The organism is Streptomyces sp. NPDC050806, from assembly GCF_055586425.1.
On sequence record NZ_JBVJIF010000012.1, the window covers coordinates 178,786 to 197,161 of the forward strand.

The window sequence follows — 18,376 nt, forward strand, 5'->3', positions numbered from 1 at the left end:
GGGCCCCGCTCAGGGGCTCATGCGTCGGACGGGTCAGCCCTTGACCTTGATGTCGGAGAAGACCGGCACGCTGAAGGGGTCGAGCGTCACGTCGGAGACGTTCTGGGACCAGCCGGCGACGCCGTTCTGGTACCAGAGCGGGATGGCGACCATGTCGTCCAGGACCAGCTTCTCGGCGTCCTGGTAGGTCTTGGTGGCCTTCTTGGTGTCGGGCTCGGCCGCGGCCTTCTTCAGGAGACCGTCGAACTCCTTGTTGCTCCAGTGCGAGTCGTTGGAGGAGGCACCGGTGCCGTACAGCGGGGTCAGGAAGTTCTCGATCTGCGGGTAGTCCATCTGCCAGCCGGCGCGGAAGCCGCTGGTCATCTCACCCTTGGTGATCTGGGTACGGAAGTCGGCGAAGGTGCCCACGGGGTTGCCCACGCACGCCTTGTCGTCGCCCAGCACCTTGTTGACGCTGTTGCAGACCGCGTCCACCCACTCCTTGTGGGAGTCCTTGTCCGCGTTGTAGCTGATGGTCATCTTCCCGCCGGGAAGGCCGCCGCCCTCCTTGATGAGCTTCTTGGCCTCGGTCGGGTTGTAGGCGCAGGCGTCGCCGCAGATGTCCTTGGAGTAGCCGTTGGCGTCGCCGAGCACCGGGGAGGTGAGGTCGGTCGCCGGGGTGCGGGTGCCGTGGTAGATCTTCTCGGTGATCGTCTTGCGGTCGATCGCCATGGAGATGCCCTTGCGGACCTTCTCCATCCCCTTCTTGCTCCAGGCGCCCTTGTCCAGCGGGAAGCTGACGGTCTGCACGATGCCGGCCGGCTGCGAGACGTAGTTGCCCTGCAGGTCGGTCTTGGCGTTCTTGATCTGCTCGGCGGGCAGGCTGTCGAGCACGTCGAGGTTGCCGGCCTGCAGGTCGGAGTACGCGGTGTTGGAGTCCGTGTAGACCTTGAGCAGGACGCCCTTGTTCTTCGGCTTGTCGGCGCCCTTGTACTCCGGGTTCGGCACGAGCTTCATCTGCGAGCCCTTGGAGTACGAGTCGACCTTGTACGGGCCGTTGCCGACGGGCTTGTCGAGGTAGCCCTTGTGGTCGGTGAAGAACTTCTCGGGCAGCGGCGCGAAGGCCTTGTAGCCCAGGCGCGTCGGCCAGGTCGACATCTTCTGGGTGAGCTTGACGGTGAAGGTGTGGTCGTCGACGACCTTCAGCCCGGAGAGGGTCTTGGCGGTCGGCTTGCCCTCGGCCGGCGCGACCTTGTCGTAGCCCTCGATGTCGGAGAAGAAGTAGCTGTTCTTCTGCTGGTTGGTGGCGAGCGCGCCGTAATTCCAGGCGTCCACGAAGGACTTGGCGGTGACGGTCTCGCCGTTGGAGAACTTCAGGCCCTTCTTCACCTTGATGGTGAAGGTCTGCTGGTCCTTGGTGTCGATGGACTCGGCGGAGTCGTTGTGGGCCTCGCCGGTCTTCGGGTCGTAGCTCTTCAGGTTGGCGAAGATCATGTCGAGGACCTTGCCGCCCTGCACCTCAGTGGTGTTGGCCGGCTCCAGCGGGTTCTGCGGGTCGCCCCACGCGGCCCGTACGACGCCGGCTTCCGAGCCCGCGCTGTCGCTGCTGCCGCCGCACGCCGAAACCCCCAGGGCCACGGCTATCGCTCCTGCGACCCAAGTGGCGCTTCTGGCACCGCGCATGGGACTGCCTCCTCATGAGTCCATTCTTGACATGGAAAGGAGCCGGTCGTCCGCTGACACCCCTGACAGCGCGCGACCAGCCCCCGATGCTCGTGAGTCGGCGCCTTTCACAGCGCGTGACCCATTGACCCGAGCTCAATAGCCCCCATCCTCAGTCACGTTCGCCCCATAAGCCACGAGTTAGTGGTTACTTTTTGGTCACATCGCGGTGAGCCTCGTTCGGAATCCGGACAAACCAATCCATCCAGACGGGCAAAAATCGGACCTCCCGCCGACCGGCGGTTCCCTTGTGTCCATTTTCCGGACGCCCGGCGGGGTGGTGGACGACCCGCGGCGTCTTGACGTCACCAAGCATGTGCGGTAAGTGACCCTCTCCGCGCACGAAAGCGCCCCGCCGGACAGGAAGTCCGGCGGGGCGCTCCGTCGCTCTACTGGGGCCCTGCGGGCGTCAGTTGTGCTTGGCGCGGGAGGCGGCGCGGGCGCGCTCGCGGGCGTCCAGGTTCACCTTGCGGATACGCACGGCCTCCGGGGTCACCTCGACGCACTCGTCGTCGCGGCAGAACTCCAGCGACTGCTCCAGGGAGAGCTTGCGCGGCGGCACGATCGCCTCGAAGGAGTCGGCGGAGGAGGAGCGCATGTTGGTGAGCTTCTTCTCCTTGGTGATGTTGACGTCCATGTCGTCGGCGCGGCTGTTCTCGCCGACGATCATGCCCTCGTACACCTCGGTGCCGGGCTCGGTGAAGAGCACGCCGCGCTCCTGGAGGTTGGTCATCGCGAAGGCGGTGACCGAGCCGGAGCGGTCGGCGACCAGCGAGCCGTTGTTACGGGTCGTCAGCGTGCCGAACCACGGCTCGTGGCCCTCGTGGATCGAGTGCGCGATGCCCGTACCGCGGGTGTTGGTCAGGAACTCCGTACGGAAGCCGATCAGACCGCGGGAGGGCACGATGAACTCCATGCGGACCCAGCCGGAGCCGTGGTTGGACATGTTGTCCATCCGGCCCTTGCGGACACCCATGAGCTGCGTGACCGCGCCCATGTGCTCCTCGGGCACGTCGATGGTCATGCGCTCGGTCGGCTCGTAGGTCTTGCCGTCGACCTCCTTGGTGACCACCTGCGGCTTGCCGATGGTCATCTCGAAGCCCTCGCGGCGCATCTGCTCGACCAGGATGGCCAGCGCCAGCTCACCGCGGCCCTGCACCTCCCAGGCGTCGGGGCGCTCGGTGTCCAGCACGCGCAGCGAGACGTTACCGATCAGCTCGCGCTCCAGGCGGTCCTTCACCTGGCGCGCGGTGACCTTGCGGTCCTTGACCGCGGCCTTGGCGTCCGCGCCCTTGCCGGTGCCGCCGCGGCCGACCAGCGGCGAGGTGTTCGTGCCGATGGTCATCGAGATCGCGGGCTCGTCGACCGTGATCAGCGGCAGCGCGACCGGGTTCTCCGGGTCGGCCAGCGTCTCGCCGATCATGATGTCGGGGATACCGGCGACGGCGCAGATGTCACCGGGGCCCGCCACCTCGGCCGGCTTGCGGGTGAGCGCCTCGGTCATCATCAGCTCGGTGATGCGCACGCTCTGGACCGACCCGTCGCGCTTCATCCACGCGACGGTCTGGCCCTTGCGCAGCTCGCCCTGCTCGACGCGGAGCAGCGCGATACGGCCGAGGAAGTTGTCCGCGTCGAGGTTGGTGACGTGGGCCTGCAGCGGCGCGGCCTCGTCGTACTCGGGGGCCGGAACGGTGTCCAGGAGCGTGGTGAAGAACGGCTCCAGGTTGGTGCTGTCGGACGGGACGGTGCCGTCCTCCGGCTTGGTCAGCGAGGCGACGCCGTCACGGGCGCAGGCGTAGACGATCGGGAACTCGATCTGGTCCTCGTCCGCGTCCAGGTCCAGGAAGAGGTCGTAGGTCTCGTCGACGACCTCGGCGATCCGGGAGTCCGGCCGGTCGGTCTTGTTGATGCACAGGATGACCGGCATCTTCGCGGCCAGCGCCTTGCGCAGCACGAAGCGGGTCTGCGGCAGCGGGCCCTCGGAGGCGTCCACGAGGAGGACGACCGCGTCGACCATCGACAGACCGCGCTCGACCTCACCGCCGAAGTCGGCGTGGCCGGGGGTGTCGATGATGTTGATCGTGATCGGGTCCCCGCCGCTCTTGGGGTGATACTTCACCGCCGTGTTCTTGGCGAGGATCGTGATGCCCTTCTCACGCTCCAGGTCGTTGGAGTCCATCATGCGCTCGTCGAGGTTCTCGGCGGCGTGCGCGGCGAAGGCTCCCGCCTGCTTGAGCATGGCGTCGACAAGGGTGGTCTTGCCGTGGTCGACGTGGGCGACGATGGCGACGTTACGAATGTCGTGGCGCGTGGGCATACTTGCGGCGCTTCTCCCGGATTGTGGATGACGGCGCGTACGGTCCGGCACGCGCGCCCGCCGGGCATCATCACGCCACGGCCTCACCCCATGGTACGGGGCTGGCGCGGCAACAGCCGCCCCAGCCCGTTCGCACCCGTGCTGACCTGCTACTTCTTGTATCCGATGTCCTGGTACCTGGGTGTCGCGAAGCCAAAGGCGCCGACATTGGCCAGATCGGACCTGGCCGCGACGAGCTGTGGCCGGCGGTACAGCGGGACCGACCCGGCGGCGGCCCAGATCCGCTGGTCCGCCTGGGCGACGAGATCCCGCGCCGCCTCGGGGTCCAGCTCGGCGGATGCCTGGTCGAAGAGCTGGTCGATCCGGTCGGTGCCGACCCGGGTGTAGTTCTGCTCGACGGTGAGCGAGCCGTCCGCGGCGGGCCGGGGCTTGGCGTAGATGGGCCGGGCGTCGGTCGCCGGGTAGGCGCTGCCCGGCCAGGAGTAGAGCGCCAGGTCGTAGTCGCCGGACGCGATGTGGTCCTGGAAGTAGCTCTTGTCGGCCACCTTCTGGACGGTCGTCCGTACGCCGATCTTCAGGAGCATTTCCGAGATCCGGTCGGCGACCGTCCGCAGCTGGGCCGTGCCGGGGCCGTCGGGCAGGACGAAGCGCAGCATCAGCGGCCGGCCGTCCTTCTTCACGAAGACGGCGCTCCGGCCGGCCGCCGCGTCGTCGTGGCCGCGCGCCTGCCGGCCGTGCTCGGCGGCCTTGCCGTCCTTGTCCCCGGACCCCTTGCCGTCCTTGTCCCCGGCCTCCCCTCCGGGCGCGTCCGCGGCGCCCGGGACGTCCATCCCGGCCCGGACGGCCCGCTCCTCCGCGGGCGCCTTCTCGTCCTCGGCGGCCTGGGCGTGCTCCCGGTCCGTACGCTCCGCGTCCGCCGCGAGCCGGTTCCGCTCGGCGGCGGCCGCGGCCTCGCGGGCCTGGACGACGCTGAGCGGGCCGGCCGGGCCGGTGCCGGCGACGTCGTCCCCGCCGGCCCCGGGCTTGGTGTCGTCCCAGCCCGCCGCGAGCGCGGTCGTCTGCTGCCGGGCGGCCTCCGCCAGGACGTCGGCCTCGTCCCAGGCGTCCGCGGCGCGGCCGCTCGCCCGCTCGTACGCGGCGTACGCGGCCGAACCGCGGTCGCCCAGGGCGCGCCGCCGCTCCGCACGCGCCGCCACGTCGTACAGCGCCGCGCTCTGCCGCAGCAGGGCGGCCCGCTGGACGCCCGCCGAGCCGGCGCCGGTCAGCGTGGTGAGCGTGACGGGGGCCGTCGCGGCGGGCCGGTCGGCGCCGGCGCGGCCGGGGCCGCTGTGCGGCCGGCCGGCCCCGTTCTGGGGGCCCGGCTGCCCGTTCTCGCCGTCGGACCGGCCGGTGTCCGCGTCGGTCCGGCCCCGGCCCGCCTCCCGCTCGCCCGGCTGCGCGTCGGTCTTCTCCCCGCCGCCGGCCTCCGGCATCCGCCAGCCCGCGTCGGCCAGCAGGGCCTGGGCCGCGTCGGTGTCCTGGCCGCCCAGCGCGCCGCTGTTGTCGCGGTACCCGGGCTGCCCGGCGAGCAGCAGGTGGCTGCCGACCGGCGCGGCGGGCAGCCGGAGCGGGCCCAGCACCTCCTTCGCCAGCGCCGTGCGGTCGATGGCACGGGCCACCGCGCGGCGGACCCGCTCGTCGGTGAGCGGCCCCGTGCTGCCGTTGAGGGCGAGCTGGGTGAAGGACGGCGAGAGGGCGCGGTGGACGGTGTAGTCGCGCAGGTGGGCGCGGCGCGCGGCGGCCGCGGCCGCCTCCGCGCGGCGCTCCTGCTCCGCCGCGCGCTCGGACTCGCTGCCGCGGGCCTGCGCCTGGTGGCGCAGCGCGTCGGAGGAGACGGCGCCGCGCGGGGCGTCGTCCCCGACGGCGGCCTGCTGGTTCGTGCCGCGCGCCGTGGTGATCTCCTTGGCGGTGCCGCGGTCGACGTCCGCGACATCGATCCGGCCCTCGGCCAGCGCCTTCGCCCGCTTCGCCGCGGGCACCTCGGTGAGCACGATCTTCTTCAGCCGGGCCCGGCCGCCCCACCACTTCGTGTTCCGTACGAGGGAGAGGGTGTCCTTCCGGCCGTCCTTCGTCCGTACCCGGAACGGCCCGGCGGAGACCGCGAGCCGGGAGCGCGCGCCGTCGTTGAACGCCGCCGGGCTGCCCATCACGCTCTTCGGGTACAGCGGGGTGAAGAGCGACGGCCAGTCGGCGTACGGCCGGGCGAAGACCACCTCGACCTCGCCGGACTTCCCGGCCGTGACCTTCTCGATCCGGTCGTAGCCGGCGTTGCGGGCGGTCCAGTACGCGGCGTTCTCGCCGCGCAGCGCCTTCCACTGGGCGGCGAAGTCGGCCGCGGAGATCCGCCGCCCGTCGCTCCACCGCGCCTCGGGATCGAGCGTGTACTTCACGATCTGCTTCGGCTCGCGCTGAGTGACCTCGGCGGCCTTCAGATAGTCCGCGTTGCGCTGTGGTGCGCCGTTGGCGTCCACGGTGAACAGCGCGGGGAGGACCGCGCCCGCCACGGTGTCGGTGCCCTGCCCGGCGTCGGCCTGGAAGGCGTTGAAGGTACCGGGCAGCTCGTCCACGGCCCACCGGACCGTCCCGCCGTCACGCAGCGTCGCCGCGGCGGCGGGGGCGATGTCCTGGCTGCCGGCCCCGGCCGCGGCCGGCTCGTCGTCCCCGCCGCAGCCGGCCATCAGGGGCAGCGGGAGCAGCGCGCCCGCCGTGAGGAGTGCCACCCGGCGGCGCCCGCGGCCCGCCGCCCGGCCGCCCTGGATGCCGCGCGGTCCGCTGTCGTCGGTCATCTGTTACCTCCGGGCTCGCCCGCGCGGCGCCGCCGCCGCTGATCACATTCGGCCGACTTTGCGGCTCATCACACCTATGGCCCGTCCACTGAAAACGACGGCGCGGGGCGTGGGGCGGCGACACGGCGGCCGCACTTCCCAAGGCCACCCGGTCGGCCCAATGGGGCGCGGGCCGACCGGCGGTGCTCCCCTATGCGCCATCGTGACCCGGAATACGGCCCTATCCCTTCCCAACCGCGACTGTGACGCGCGACACTCGCAGGCGCATGAGATTGCCGACCGCACCCTCGGAAGTGAGGGCTCGTCATGTCCTTGCACGATGATCTGACGGCTGTGCAGCGCAGCCTGGAGGACCTGGTCCGCTCGGTCGGGCGCCTGGAGCAGCGGGTCGGCGGCGGGCTGGAGATCCGCCGGGTCCGCAGCGACACCGAGCACCTGCGCGAAAGCCTCGAACTGCTGCGCGCCCAGACCGCTCCCGACTCCGCCGACCGTCCCGCGCCGACCGCGGGACGCGCGGTGTCCGACATGGTCACCATCCCCGACGCGCCGTACGACGCCTCCCTGTGGACCGACGCCGAGGACGAGGGGCTGGGCGCACGCGACCGCCGGGCCCCGTAGGCACCCCGCTCGTGCCCGGGCGCCCCCTCCCCCCGATCCGTCAACCGCTCACGGAGTCTGACGTTGGCCACAGGTACCGAACCTTCAAGGACAACCGGCGCGAGCGGGGTGCACGGTCCCGCTCGCGCCGCCATCCCCGCCCGCCACCTGCGCACCGAGCGCTGGTGGCTCTATCCGGCGGGCACCGCAGCCGGACTGCTCGCGTTCATCGTGTACTCGACCTGGCGGGCGTTCGCGAACGCCGACTACTACCACGCGCCCTACGTCTCGCCCTTCTACTCCCCCTGTCTCGCGGAGAACTGCGAGACCATGCGCGGCGGCCCCAACTGGGAGCTGTTCGGCGGCTGGTGGGGCCTGTCCCCCGCGCTGCTGATCCTGATCTTCCCGCTGGGCTTCCGGCTGACCTGCTACTACTACCGCAAGGCCTACTACCGCGGCTTCTGGGCCTCGCCCCCGGCGTGCGCGGTCGCCGAGCCGCACAAGAAGTACAGCGGCGAGACCCGTCTCCCGCTGATCCTGCAGAACATCCACCGGTACTTCTTCTACGCGGCGCTGCTCGTCGCGGGCGTGCTGACGTACGACACCGCGCTCGCCTTCCGCGACGAGAGCTACGCCTGGGGCCATATGGGCCTCGGCTCCCTGATCTTCCTCGTGAACATCGCCCTGATCTGGGCGTACACCCTCTCCTGCCACTCCTGCCGGCACATCGTCGGCGGGCGTCTGAAGCACTTCTCCAAGCATCCGGTGCGGTACCGGATGTGGGGCTGGGTGAGCCGGCTGAACGCCCGGCACGCGGTGCTGGCCTGGGCCTCGCTGATCAGCGTGGCCGCCGCCGACTTCTACGTCTATCTGCTGTCCGTCGGGGCCTTCGACGATCCGCGGTTCTTCTAGAGCTCCCAGGAAGGGTGCGCATTTTCATGACGCAAGTCGAACGGCAGGCCTGGGACGTGGTCGTGGTGGGCGCCGGCGGCGCCGGCCTGCGGGCCGCCATCGAGGCCCGCGAGCAGGGCATGCGGACGGCCGTCATCTGCAAGTCCCTGTTCGGCAAGGCCCATACGGTCATGGCCGAGGGCGGCATCGCCGCCAGCATGGGCAACGTCAACGAGGGCGACAACTGGAAGGTCCACTTCCGCGACACCATGCGCGGCGGGAAGTTCCTGAACCACTGGCGGATGGCCGAGCTGCACGCGCGGGAGGCCCCGGACCGGGTCTGGGAGCTGGAGACCTGGGGCGCGCTCTTCGACCGCACCCCGGACGGCCGCATCTCGCAGCGCAACTTCGGCGGGCACGAGTATCCGCGCCTCGCCCACGTCGGCGACCGTACGGGGCTGGAGCTGATCCGCACCCTCCAGCAGAAGATCGTCTCGCTGCAGCAGGAGGACGAGCGGGACCACGGCGCGTACGACGCGCGCCTGAAGGTCTTCCAGGAGTGCACGGTCACCCGGGTGCTCAAGGAGGATGACCGGGTCGCCGGAACGTTCTGCTACGAACGCGAGTCGGGCCGGTTCTTCATCCTGGAGGCCCCCGCCGTGGTGCTGGCCACCGGCGGCATCGGCAAGTCCTTCAAGGTGACCTCCAACTCCTGGGAGTACACCGGGGACGGGCACGCGCTGGCGCTGCTCGCCGGGGCACCGCTGGTCAACATGGAGTTCGTGCAGTTCCACCCCACCGGCATGGTCTGGCCCCCGTCGGTGAAGGGCATCCTCGTCACCGAGTCGGTCCGCGGCGACGGCGGGGTGCTGCGCAACAGCGACGGCAAGCGCTTCATGTTCGACTACGTCCCGGACGTCTTCAAGGAGAAGTACGCGCAGTCCGAGGACGAGGGCGACCGCTGGTACGAGGACCCGGACACCAACCGCCGCCCGCCCGAGCTGCTGCCCCGCGACGAGGTCGCGCGGGCCATCAACGCCGAGGTCAAGGCGGGCCGCGGATCCCCGCACGGCGGCGTGTTCCTGGACGTCTCCACCCGCATGCCGGCCGACGTGATCCGGCGCCGGCTGCCGTCCATGCACCACCAGTTCAAGGAGCTGGCGGACGTGGACATCACGGCGGAGGCGATGGAGGTCGGGCCGACCTGCCACTACGTCATGGGCGGCGTGGACGTCGACCCGGACACCGCGGCGGCGACCGGCGTCCCCGGCCTCTTCGCCGCGGGCGAGGTGGCCGGCGGCATGCACGGCTCCAACCGGCTGGGCGGCAACTCCCTCTCCGACCTGCTCGTCTTCGGGCGGCGGGCCGGGATGTACGCAGCGGAGTACGCCGCGGCGCTGGCAGCCGGCGAGCGGCCCGCCGTGGACCCGCTGGAGACCGGGGCCGCCGAGGCGGAGGCGTTGCGGCCGTTCAGCGCGGAGGGCTCGGGCACCCCCTCCGCCGGGGGCCCGGCGGAGAACCCGTACACCCTGCACCAGGAACTCCAGCAGGCGATGAACGACCTGGTCGGCATCATCCGGCGGGAGCCGGAGATGGAGCAGGCGCTGGAGAAGCTGGCGGACCTGCGGGTACGGGCCCGGCGGGCCGGGGTCGAGGGCCACCGGCAGTACAACCCGGGCTGGCACCTCTCGCTGGACCTGCGGAACATGCTGCTGGTCAGCGAGTGCGTGGCGCGGGCCGCGCTGGAGCGCAAGGAGAGCCGGGGCGGTCACACCCGGGACGACCACCCCGAGATGGACCGCCGCTGGCGCCGGGTCAACCTGCTGTGCCGGCTGGCCACGACCGACGGCCGGCCCGGGCTGCCCGAGGATCCCGCGCTGGCCCACATCCACCTGGACCGCCGGGACATGCCGCCGATCCGGGGCGACCTCATGGAGCTGTTCGAGCGGGACGAACTGGCGAAGTACCTGACGGACGAGGAGCTGAGCTCGTGAGTTCGTACGACGCGCACTTCAGGGTGTGGCGGGGGGACGCGGCGGGCGGCAGCCTCGGCGACTTCACCGTCACGGTGAACGAGGGCGAGGTGGTGCTGGACATCATCCACCGGCTGCAGGCGACCCAGGCCCCGGACCTGGCGGTGCGCTGGAACTGCAAGGCCGGCAAGTGCGGTTCGTGCAGCGCGGAGATCAACGGCCGGCCGCGGCTGCTGTGCATGACGCGGATGTCGGTCTTCGACCGCGCGGAGACCGTCACCGTCACCCCCATGCGGGCCTTCCCCGTCATCCGCGACCTGGTCACGGACGTCTCCTTCAACTACGCCAAGGCCCGCGAGGTGCCGGCGTTCGTCCCGCCCGCCGACCTCAAGCCCGGCGAGTACCGGATGCAGCAGGAGGACGTGGGGCGCGCGCAGGAGTTCCGCAAGTGCATCGAGTGCTTCCTCTGCCAGGACACCTGCCACGTCGTCCGTGACCACGAGGAGAACAAGGAGGCGTTCGCCGGTCCCCGCTTCCTGATGCGCGTCGCCGAGCTGGACATGCACCCGCTGGACGCCGCGGCCGGCGAGGGACTGGACCGCAAGCGTGCCGCGCAGGAGACGCACGGCCTGGGCTACTGCAACATCACCAAGTGCTGCACCGAGGTCTGCCCCGAGCACATCCGGATCACCGACAACGCGCTGATCCCCCTCAAGGAGCGGGCCGTGGACCGCAAGTACGACCCGCTGGTCTGGCTGGGGAAGACGATCCGTCGGCGCCGCTCGGGGTGACGTCCCCGGCGCGGGGCGCGCTGCTCAGAACAGGCTGAGCAGCGCGTCCGCCGGGTCCACCGGCTCGGTGTCGCCGTCGGGCAGGTCCAGCTCGAACCAGACGGTCTTCCCTCGGGGTGTGCGGCGGCTGCCCCAGCCCCGGCTGAGGAGGCCGACCAGCTGCAGGCCGCGGCCGCCCTCGTCGGTGTCCCGCGCGCGGCGCCGCCGCGGCTGGGCGAGATCGGCGTCCCAGACCTCGCAGACCAGGGTGCGGTCCAGCAGCAGGCGGAGCCGGATGTCGCCGTGGCCGTGCCGCAGCGCATTGGTGACCAGCTCGCTGACCAGCAGCTCCGTCGTGTCGACCAGGGCTTCCAGGCCCCAGTCGGTGAGCTGGTCGCGGGCCAGTTCGCGGGCGCGGGCGACCGAACGGGCCTCGGGCGCGAGGCTCCAGTCGCCCACCGCGTCCTTGGGCAGGCCCTGCACCCGGGCCATCAGCAGCGCGATGTCGTCCTCGCCGTGCCGGGTGTCCAGCGCGGAGAGCACGTGGTCGCAGGCGTCCTCCAGCGGCCGGCCCGCCGCCGACAGGGCCGCGCGGAACGCCTGCAGCCCCTCGTCGAGCGGATGGTCCCGGGACTCGACCAGACCGTCGGTGTACAGGGCGAGCAGCGCCCCGTCCGGCAGCTCGACCTCGGTCTCCTCGAAGGGCTCGCCGCCGACGCCCAGCGGCATGCCGGGCGGTACGTCGAGAAGCAGGGCGTCCTCGCCCTCCTCCACCAGGACGGGCGGCAGATGGCCGGCGTTGGCGAACGTACAGCGCCGGGTGACCGGGTCGTAGACGGCGTACACGCACGTGGCGAGGTAGACCTCGGAGAGGTCGGCGGCGCGGTCGGTGCGCCGGGAGCCCACATGGGCGCCCGCGCCCGCCTGCGCTCCGGCCTCCGCGCCGGTCCCGGAGCCCGCGTCCGGTCCGGCGTCGCCCGCGGCTCCGCGCCCCCGCGGGCCCGAGCGCGCCCCGCTGCCCGTGGCGCCGAGCCCGCGCGCGATCTCGTCGAGCGCCGAGAGCACCTCGGCGGGCTCCAGGTCCAGCAGGGCCAAGGTACGTACCGCCGTACGGAGTTCGCCCATGGCGACCGCGGCGCGCAGGCCGCGGCCCATGACGTCGCCGACGACCAGCGCCGTGCGGTGGCCGGGCAGCTCGATGACGTCGAACCAGTCGCCGCCGACCTCGGTGGCGGTCGTACCGGGCAGATACCGGCAGGCGATGTCCAGGCCCGCCGCCTCGGGGTCGCCGGGCGGCAGCAGGCTGCGCTGGAGGATCAGGGCGCGCTCGTGCTCGCGGCGGTACAGCCGGGCGTTGTCGATGCAGACGGCGGCGCGCGCGGCCAGCTCCACGGCGAGGGCGGTGTCCCGCTCGCCGAAGGACTCGCTGCCCTTCGTACGGGAGAACTGCACCAGGCCGACGACGGTGTCCCGGGCGACCATGGGCACGGCGAGCGTGGAGTGCACGACGGCGCTGCCCAGTTCGGGCCGCTCGTCGGTCTCCCGGCCCGGGATGATCTGTGCCTGGGCGGTACGGAGCGCGCCCGCGCAGGGGGAGTTGAAGGGGAAGCGGTGCACCGCGCCGACCGCGACCGTGCCGTCGTCGTCCGCCGCGTCCCCGCCGGGCACGCCGCCGCTGCCGCCCTGGGGCAGCGGCCCGTCCGACACGGCGCTGGCGAAGGCGACCCGGCGCAGCTCCGCGCTGCCGTCGGTCATGCCGGGCGGCGCCTCGTCCCCGGCCAGCAGCCCTTGGTAGAGGTCGACCGAGGCCAGGTCGCAGAACTGCGGTACCGCGACGTCCAGGAGCGTGCGCGCGGTGGTCTCCAGGTCCAGGGAGTTGCCTATCCGCGCCCCGGCCTCGTTCAGCAGCGCGAGGTTCCGGCGGGCGTTGGCGGCCTCCCGCTCGGCGCGGCGGCGCCCGGTGACGTCGGAGGCGAGCGCGGCGACGCCGATGGGGCGGCCGCTGGCGCTGTGCAGCCGGTACAGCGACACCGACCAGCGGCGGCGCTCCTCCTCGCCGTGCGGGGTGCCGACCAGTTGCATCTCGGCGACCGGCTCACCGGTCTCCAGGACCCTGCGGAGCGCGGCGTTGAGCCGGTCGGCCTCGGGGCGGGGGAGGTAGTCCTCGGGCGCCGCGCCGCAGAAGCTGTTCGGCGTGCCGCCGAAGACGGTGGCGAAGCGCTCGTTGACCCGGCGCAGCCGCAGGTCCGTGCCGAAGAGCATGAAGCCTATGGGGGACTGTCCGAAAACCGCCTGCGCGGCGGCCAGATCGGTCTCGATGCCGCGCAGCGCCCGCACGTCCACGACGAGACAGACCGCGGCGCGCTCGCCGCTGCCGGTCTCGGACGGCATGACGTAGATCTCGGCGAGGCCGTCGACGGGGGCTTCCGAGCCCGTGCGGTAGGGCACCAGGCCGGTCCACTCGCGGCCGTCGAGGATCTCGCTGACCGTGCGGTGGCCGGCGTCGCGCAGCTCGCGCGGGACGAAGGCCTCCACGGGGTCCTGGCCGATGGCGTCCTTGGCGGGGATGCCCAGCATGTCGGCGGCGCGGCGGCTCCACTGCTCGATGCGGCCGTCGGGCCCGAGGGCGAAGGACGCGACACGGATGTAGTCATAGATCGATCCGGGCGCGCTGCTCTGCCAGACCGGCGGACCGTCCGGTACAGCCGTACGGTCCGACCCATCCCTCATCGCAGGGTGTTCCTCACCCGCTGACATCTCGCTCACGAGCCCCGTCCCCTCCAGCTCATCGTGCCCGGACCGGACAGGCCGAGTATCCAGCAACACGGCTATCCGGAACACGGTCTTCACGATCACAGCACAGTCTCGATCGCAGGTCATCGACAAGATCTCGATGAATTCGCAACGATCGTGACCCACCCTGACTCATAACCAGCCACGGTGCGCTCCAACCTCCCCACCAGGCACGAAGCAGTGATTTCTGCCCACGGACCGCAGGGGGCGCGGCCGTCCGGCGTGCCTCAGCCGGTCTCGGCGAGCTCGAACCACACCGTCTTACCGCTCCTGCCCCGTCGGGTGCCCCAACGACGGGCGCTGCATGCCACCAGCTGCAGCCCCCGGCCGCCCTCGTCGTCGGGGGCCGCCGTGCGCTCGCGGGGCGGGTCGGGCAGCGGGTCGGACACCTCCACGAGGAGGTCGCCCCCGCGCAGCCGGACGATGCGTACGCCGATCGGCCCGCTGGCGTACCGCAGGGAGTTCGTCACCAGTTCGCTGACCAGGAGGACGGCCACGTCCACCGCCGGCTCCAGATCCCAGTCGTGCAGCGTCTCGCGGACCATGGCGCGGGCCGTACGGACCACGCCCGGCTCGGCGGGAAAGCTCCACTCCGCGATCGGGGGGACCGCGGCCGTACCGAGGCGGCGGGCCTGCGACGCAGGAGACCCCGGGGGCCCTGCCGCTGCGCTGTCGCTCACGCCGATCACTTCCCCAGCCCGATGCTCCCCCGGCGGTTTTGTACATTTTGAGGGGGGTTAATCAGCACATACCCGATATCAGGGCCGGGTTATCGCCCCAAGAGGGTCATCGCGGTGCATCGTGGCGCGAACGGCGTAGCCGATCAGCCGAGCGCCCCCTGCCTCGTGAGCCTGCGCACGGCCTCCGCCACGGCCGGCCGGTCCTGGTCCAGCCAGTCCACCGCCCCCTCCTCACCGGGCGCCAGCCAGCGCAGCACATCGTGGTCCTGCAACGGCCGCGGAGTGCCGGAGACCAGCCGTACGGTCCACACCTGGAGCACCAGTCCGGGCTTCAGCGGCCACTCCCCCGGGATGCGCGCCAGCGGTTCCACCGCCACGCCCAGCTCCTCGCGCAGCTCCCGCACGAGCGCCTGCTCGGGCGTCTCGCCCTCCTCGACCTTGCCGCCGGGCAGCTCCCAGCGGCCGGCCAGCTCCGGCGGCGCACTCCGCCGCGCGGCCAGCAGCCGACCCCGGTCCAGCACCGCTCCGCCCACCACCACGCGTACCGCACTCATGCGCCGCAGCTTATGCGGCCCCGCTCCCCTTCCTCCCCGGGCCCTGCGGCCTCAGGCGGTGGCGCGGTCGACCCGCTCGACCACGTAGAGCCGCTGGTGTCCACGGTCGTCGAGCCGGTCGGCGACCTGTTCCGCCTCCGCGCGCGTGGCATACCGGCCGACGCGGTAGCGGTTGCCGTTGTCGTCCTCGCGGATGACCAGCCACGGCAGTACGACGCCACTGTCGGTCATCGCGCTCCTCCGTCCGCCGTCCTGCGCGCGGTGGCGCGCCCGTCCTGCACTAACACCGAAAACCCGTTCCGCATATGCCCGAGCCTACGCCCGACCTTCACGCAACGGATACGTCTTTGCACAAAGAGACACCGAACCGGCCATGCCACCGTCCACATGCGATAACAGGCGTCTCTCGCACCACGGACGGACGGCCCGGAAGACCCACGCACGACGGCCGCCCGGCACCGAGGAGGTGCCGGGCGGCCGGGCGGTGTGCGGGCGGCGGATCAGGCGCCGGCGCCGACCTTCTCGGCCGGGCCGCGGCCCTCGCCGTCACCGTCGGTGGCCGCGTCCCGCTCGGCGGCGGCCAGCGCCTCGGTCTCGGCCGCCACGAGCGAGGGGTTGCGCCAGGAGCTGCGGACGCCCCAGTAGTAGAACGCCAGGGCGATCACCACGACGACGGCGAGGTCCACGCCCTGCGGGATGAAGCCGCGGCCGCCGAACTCCGTGCCGCCGCAGTACGACACCGCGGCCATCACCAGGAGGTACGCCACCATCCAGGAGCCGGCCTTCAGGTGCGGCTTCAGCTCGGCCCACGGCTTGCGCAGCTCGTACCAGGCCCAGACCGGCAGGCCGACGGCCATGATCAGGATGACCTTGCCGGTGAGCGGCCAGCGGCCCCAGTACAGGACCAGCGAGCCGAAGACCATCGCGATCGGCGCGATGACGGGCATGGCACGCAGCTGCACCGGGCGGCGCAGGTCGGGCGAGAGGCGGCGCAGCGACATCACGGCGACGGGGCCGGTGATGTAGGAGATGACCGTCGCGATGGAGACGATCTCGGCGAGCGAGCCCCAGCCGCGGAAGACCGCGAGGAACAGGAACGCGATGACCAGGTTGAGGACCAGGGCCGGACGCGGCACACCGGTCTTCTTGTCGACCTTGCCGAAGATGCCGGGCAGGTGGCCGTTCTCCTGCACGCCGTGGATCATGCGCGAGGTGGTGGCGGCGTAGATCATGCCGGTGCCGGACGGGGAGATGAAGGCGTCCGCGTACAGCAGCATCGCCAGCCAGTTCAGACCCCAGGCGAGCGAGAGGTCGGCGAGCGGGGAGTTGAAGCCGAGCCCGGCCCAGCTGCCGGCCTTGGACAGGTCCTGGGCCGGGACGCCCATCAGGAAGGCGACCTGGAGCGCCAGGTAGATGACCAGCGCGATCACGATGGAGAGGATGACCGCCTTGGGCAGCGACTTGCCCGGGTTGCGCGCCTCGGCCGCCATGTTCAGCGGGGACTGGAAGCCGTTGTAGGCCCAGACGATGCCGGAGAGGGCGACGGCGGTGAAGACCGCGCTCCAGCCGTTCGGGGCGAAGCCGCCGAACTGCTTCACGTTGCTGGTGTCGAAGTGCGCCAGCATGAGCGCGCCCGCGGTCATGATCGGGACGACGACCTTGAAGACCGTGATCGCGGTGTTGGTCTTCGCAAACAGCGTGATCGCGAACCAGTTCAGGAAGAAGTAGAAGACCAGCAGCACGCTGGCGAACGCGACGCCGGAGCCGGTGAGCTCCTTACCGTCGTACAGGCCCTGCGCCCAGCCGAAGTCCCAGGAGCTCATGTACTGGACGGAGGCGGTCGCCTCACCGGGGATGACGGAGACGATCGCGATCCAGTTGGCCCAGGCGGCCAGATAGCCGGCCAGCGAGCCGTGCGAGTACTGGCCGTACCGGACCATGCCGCCGGCCTTGGGGAACATCGCGCCCAGCTCGCTGTAGGTGAGGGCGATGGTGAGGGCGACGACCGCGCCGATGACCCAGGCCAGGATGGCGGCGGGGCCGGCGATGGCGGCGGCCCGCTCGGCCCCGAACAGCCAGCCCGAGCCGATGATCGACCCAAGTCCCGTGGCCGTCAGGGCGATGGTCCCGAGGGACCTGCGGTAGTTCGAGGAGGAGCCCTGCTCCGCGCTCGAGGTCTTCGGCGTGCTCAACGTGCTTGGTCTCCTGATCTTCCCCCACGGCCGTGCACAAACTTCGCCATCGTAAAAGCGAAACGGAAGATCGGAATCCAAGGAAGGGTCAAATACCCCTGCTCACTGAGGGGGTGTGAGTTTTTCAACATCACCTTCCACCCGGCAAATACGGACAAATAGCCACAGAAGGGCCGCCGGAGTGGGAGGTTACGTGCCGGTACGCACGGTGAGCGGCGGAAGTTGGGCATTCCGGCGCATCGCGACGCCTGCCGCCGGCCCTGCTCACCGGCGGGCCGGACTCACTTCACGGGCAGGTGGTACGCGACCCGGTGCCGGTCGGCGAGCATGACCACGTCGGCGGTCTCCACGGGGCGACCGCCCGCGTAGTACGTCCGCGAGACGACCAGGACCGTATGCCCGGGAACCCCGCCCAGCGCCATGGCCTCCTCGGCCAGCCCCGGCCGCGCCCCGACCTCCTCGACGACGTTGTCAACGATCAGATCGATGGCGGCCATCCGCTCGACCACCCCGCGCCCGGCCAGCGGCCCCTCCTCGGGCAGCATCACGGGGGTCCGCCCGGTCACCTCCAGCGGCTCCCAGGAGGTGGAGAGCATCGTCGGCTCACCCTCGGTACGGAAGAGGTAGTGGGTGCGCATGACCCGCTCGCCCGGCCTGATGCGCAGCCGGTCGGCGACGGCCTCGCTCGCCTCGTCCTGCTCGCTGCTGGACTCCCAGGTGCCCTTGATCTTCTCGTCCGACTGCTCCTGGCGGAACGGCGTCGCGCCGGCCCCGGTGCGGTAGCCGGCGCGGGCGACGCGGCGCTGGGCGGGGCGCTCCCGGACGTAGGTGCCCGATCCCGAGCGGCCCTCCACCAGCCCTTCGGCCATCAGCACCTTGCGCGCCTCCAGCGCGACGGTGTCCGAAACGCCGTACTCCTCGCGGATGCGGGCCTGTGACGGGAGGCGAGTGTGCGGCGGCAGCACGCCGTCGACGATCTTCTGACGCAGGTCACCGGCGACGCGAAGGTACGCGGGCTGCTCACCGAAAGGCACATGCCCTCCCAAGGGCTTGACAGTCAGCAACAGCGTGGCAACCCACCGT

Annotated in this window: 13 protein-coding genes; 4 read left to right on the forward strand and 9 right to left on the reverse strand. The window is 71.4% G+C overall.

Annotated elements, in window-relative coordinates; genetic code table 11:
• Nucleotides 1-33 precede the first annotated feature (33 nt).
• The 3 genes from ACZ6WH_RS34370 to ACZ6WH_RS34380 all read right to left on the reverse strand — a co-directional run bounded on the left by ACZ6WH_RS34370 (nucleotide 34) and on the right by ACZ6WH_RS34380 (nucleotide 6,843).
• A complete protein-coding gene (locus ACZ6WH_RS34370; protein ID WP_469733432.1) occupies nucleotides 34-1,662 on the reverse strand; it encodes a peptide ABC transporter substrate-binding protein in 1,629 nt (542 codons plus the stop codon).
• Between the two features lie 448 nt (nucleotides 1,663-2,110).
• The gene (gene typA, locus ACZ6WH_RS34375; protein ID WP_469733434.1) at nucleotides 2,111-4,018 is read right to left on the reverse strand and encodes a translational GTPase TypA; all 1,908 of its coding nucleotides are present in this window, start codon (nucleotides 4,016-4,018) and stop codon (nucleotides 2,111-2,113) included.
• Nucleotides 4,019-4,167: 149 nt separating this feature from the next.
• On the reverse strand, nucleotides 4,168-6,843 hold the full coding sequence (locus tag ACZ6WH_RS34380; RefSeq protein ID WP_469733436.1) for an ABC transporter substrate-binding protein: 2,676 nt from the start codon (nucleotides 6,841-6,843) through the stop codon (nucleotides 4,168-4,170).
• A 306-nt stretch (nucleotides 6,844-7,149) separates the two neighbouring features.
• Between ACZ6WH_RS34380 and ACZ6WH_RS34385 the strand changes: the two genes are divergently transcribed.
• From ACZ6WH_RS34385 to ACZ6WH_RS34400, 4 genes are all read left to right on the forward strand, one after another.
• Nucleotides 7,150-7,461: a hypothetical protein gene (locus tag ACZ6WH_RS34385; protein ID WP_432858460.1), complete on the forward strand. Its 312-nt coding sequence runs from the start codon at nucleotides 7,150-7,152 to the stop codon at nucleotides 7,459-7,461.
• 63 nt (nucleotides 7,462-7,524) lie between these two features.
• Nucleotides 7,525-8,352 (forward strand): hypothetical protein, encoded by an 828-nt coding sequence (locus ACZ6WH_RS34390; protein ID WP_361563678.1) that lies wholly within the window; start codon nucleotides 7,525-7,527, stop codon nucleotides 8,350-8,352.
• A 26-nt stretch (nucleotides 8,353-8,378) separates the two neighbouring features.
• Nucleotides 8,379-10,325, forward strand: a complete 1,947-nt coding sequence (locus tag ACZ6WH_RS34395; RefSeq protein ID WP_469733439.1) for a fumarate reductase/succinate dehydrogenase flavoprotein subunit — start codon at nucleotides 8,379-8,381, stop codon at nucleotides 10,323-10,325.
• Nucleotides 10,322-11,095 (forward strand): succinate dehydrogenase/fumarate reductase iron-sulfur subunit, encoded by a 774-nt coding sequence (locus tag ACZ6WH_RS34400; protein ID WP_469733441.1) that lies wholly within the window; start codon nucleotides 10,322-10,324, stop codon nucleotides 11,093-11,095. Before ACZ6WH_RS34395 ends, ACZ6WH_RS34400 begins: the two co-directional genes overlap by 4 nt.
• A gap of 24 nt (nucleotides 11,096-11,119) precedes the next feature.
• Here the strand turns inward: ACZ6WH_RS34400 and ACZ6WH_RS34405 are convergent, their stop codons facing one another.
• The 6 genes from ACZ6WH_RS34405 to ACZ6WH_RS34430 all read right to left on the reverse strand — a co-directional run bounded on the left by ACZ6WH_RS34405 (nucleotide 11,120) and on the right by ACZ6WH_RS34430 (nucleotide 18,327).
• Nucleotides 11,120-13,804 carry a SpoIIE family protein phosphatase gene (locus ACZ6WH_RS34405; protein WP_469733443.1) on the reverse strand — a complete coding sequence of 895 codons (2,685 nt, stop codon included), beginning with the start codon at nucleotides 13,802-13,804 and terminating at the stop codon, nucleotides 11,120-11,122.
• Nucleotides 13,805-14,094: 290 nt separating this feature from the next.
• Complete coding sequence (locus tag ACZ6WH_RS34410) at nucleotides 14,095-14,466, reverse strand: ATP-binding protein (protein WP_361564074.1); 372 nt, start codon at nucleotides 14,464-14,466, stop codon at nucleotides 14,095-14,097.
• Between the two features lie 224 nt (nucleotides 14,467-14,690).
• Nucleotides 14,691-15,101 (reverse strand): (deoxy)nucleoside triphosphate pyrophosphohydrolase, encoded by a 411-nt coding sequence (locus ACZ6WH_RS34415; RefSeq protein ID WP_432858450.1) that lies wholly within the window; start codon nucleotides 15,099-15,101, stop codon nucleotides 14,691-14,693.
• 51 nt (nucleotides 15,102-15,152) lie between these two features.
• Nucleotides 15,153-15,332, reverse strand: coding sequence for an SPOR domain-containing protein (locus ACZ6WH_RS34420; RefSeq protein ID WP_030619689.1), 180 nt, complete (start codon nucleotides 15,330-15,332; stop codon nucleotides 15,153-15,155).
• Between the two features lie 269 nt (nucleotides 15,333-15,601).
• Complete coding sequence (locus ACZ6WH_RS34425; RefSeq protein ID WP_469733446.1) at nucleotides 15,602-17,293, reverse strand: APC family permease; 1,692 nt, start codon at nucleotides 17,291-17,293, stop codon at nucleotides 15,602-15,604.
• 281 nt (nucleotides 17,294-17,574) lie between these two features.
• A complete protein-coding gene (locus ACZ6WH_RS34430) occupies nucleotides 17,575-18,327 on the reverse strand; it encodes a GntR family transcriptional regulator (RefSeq protein ID WP_432858443.1) in 753 nt (250 codons plus the stop codon).
• Nucleotides 18,328-18,376: the final 49 nt, after the last annotated feature.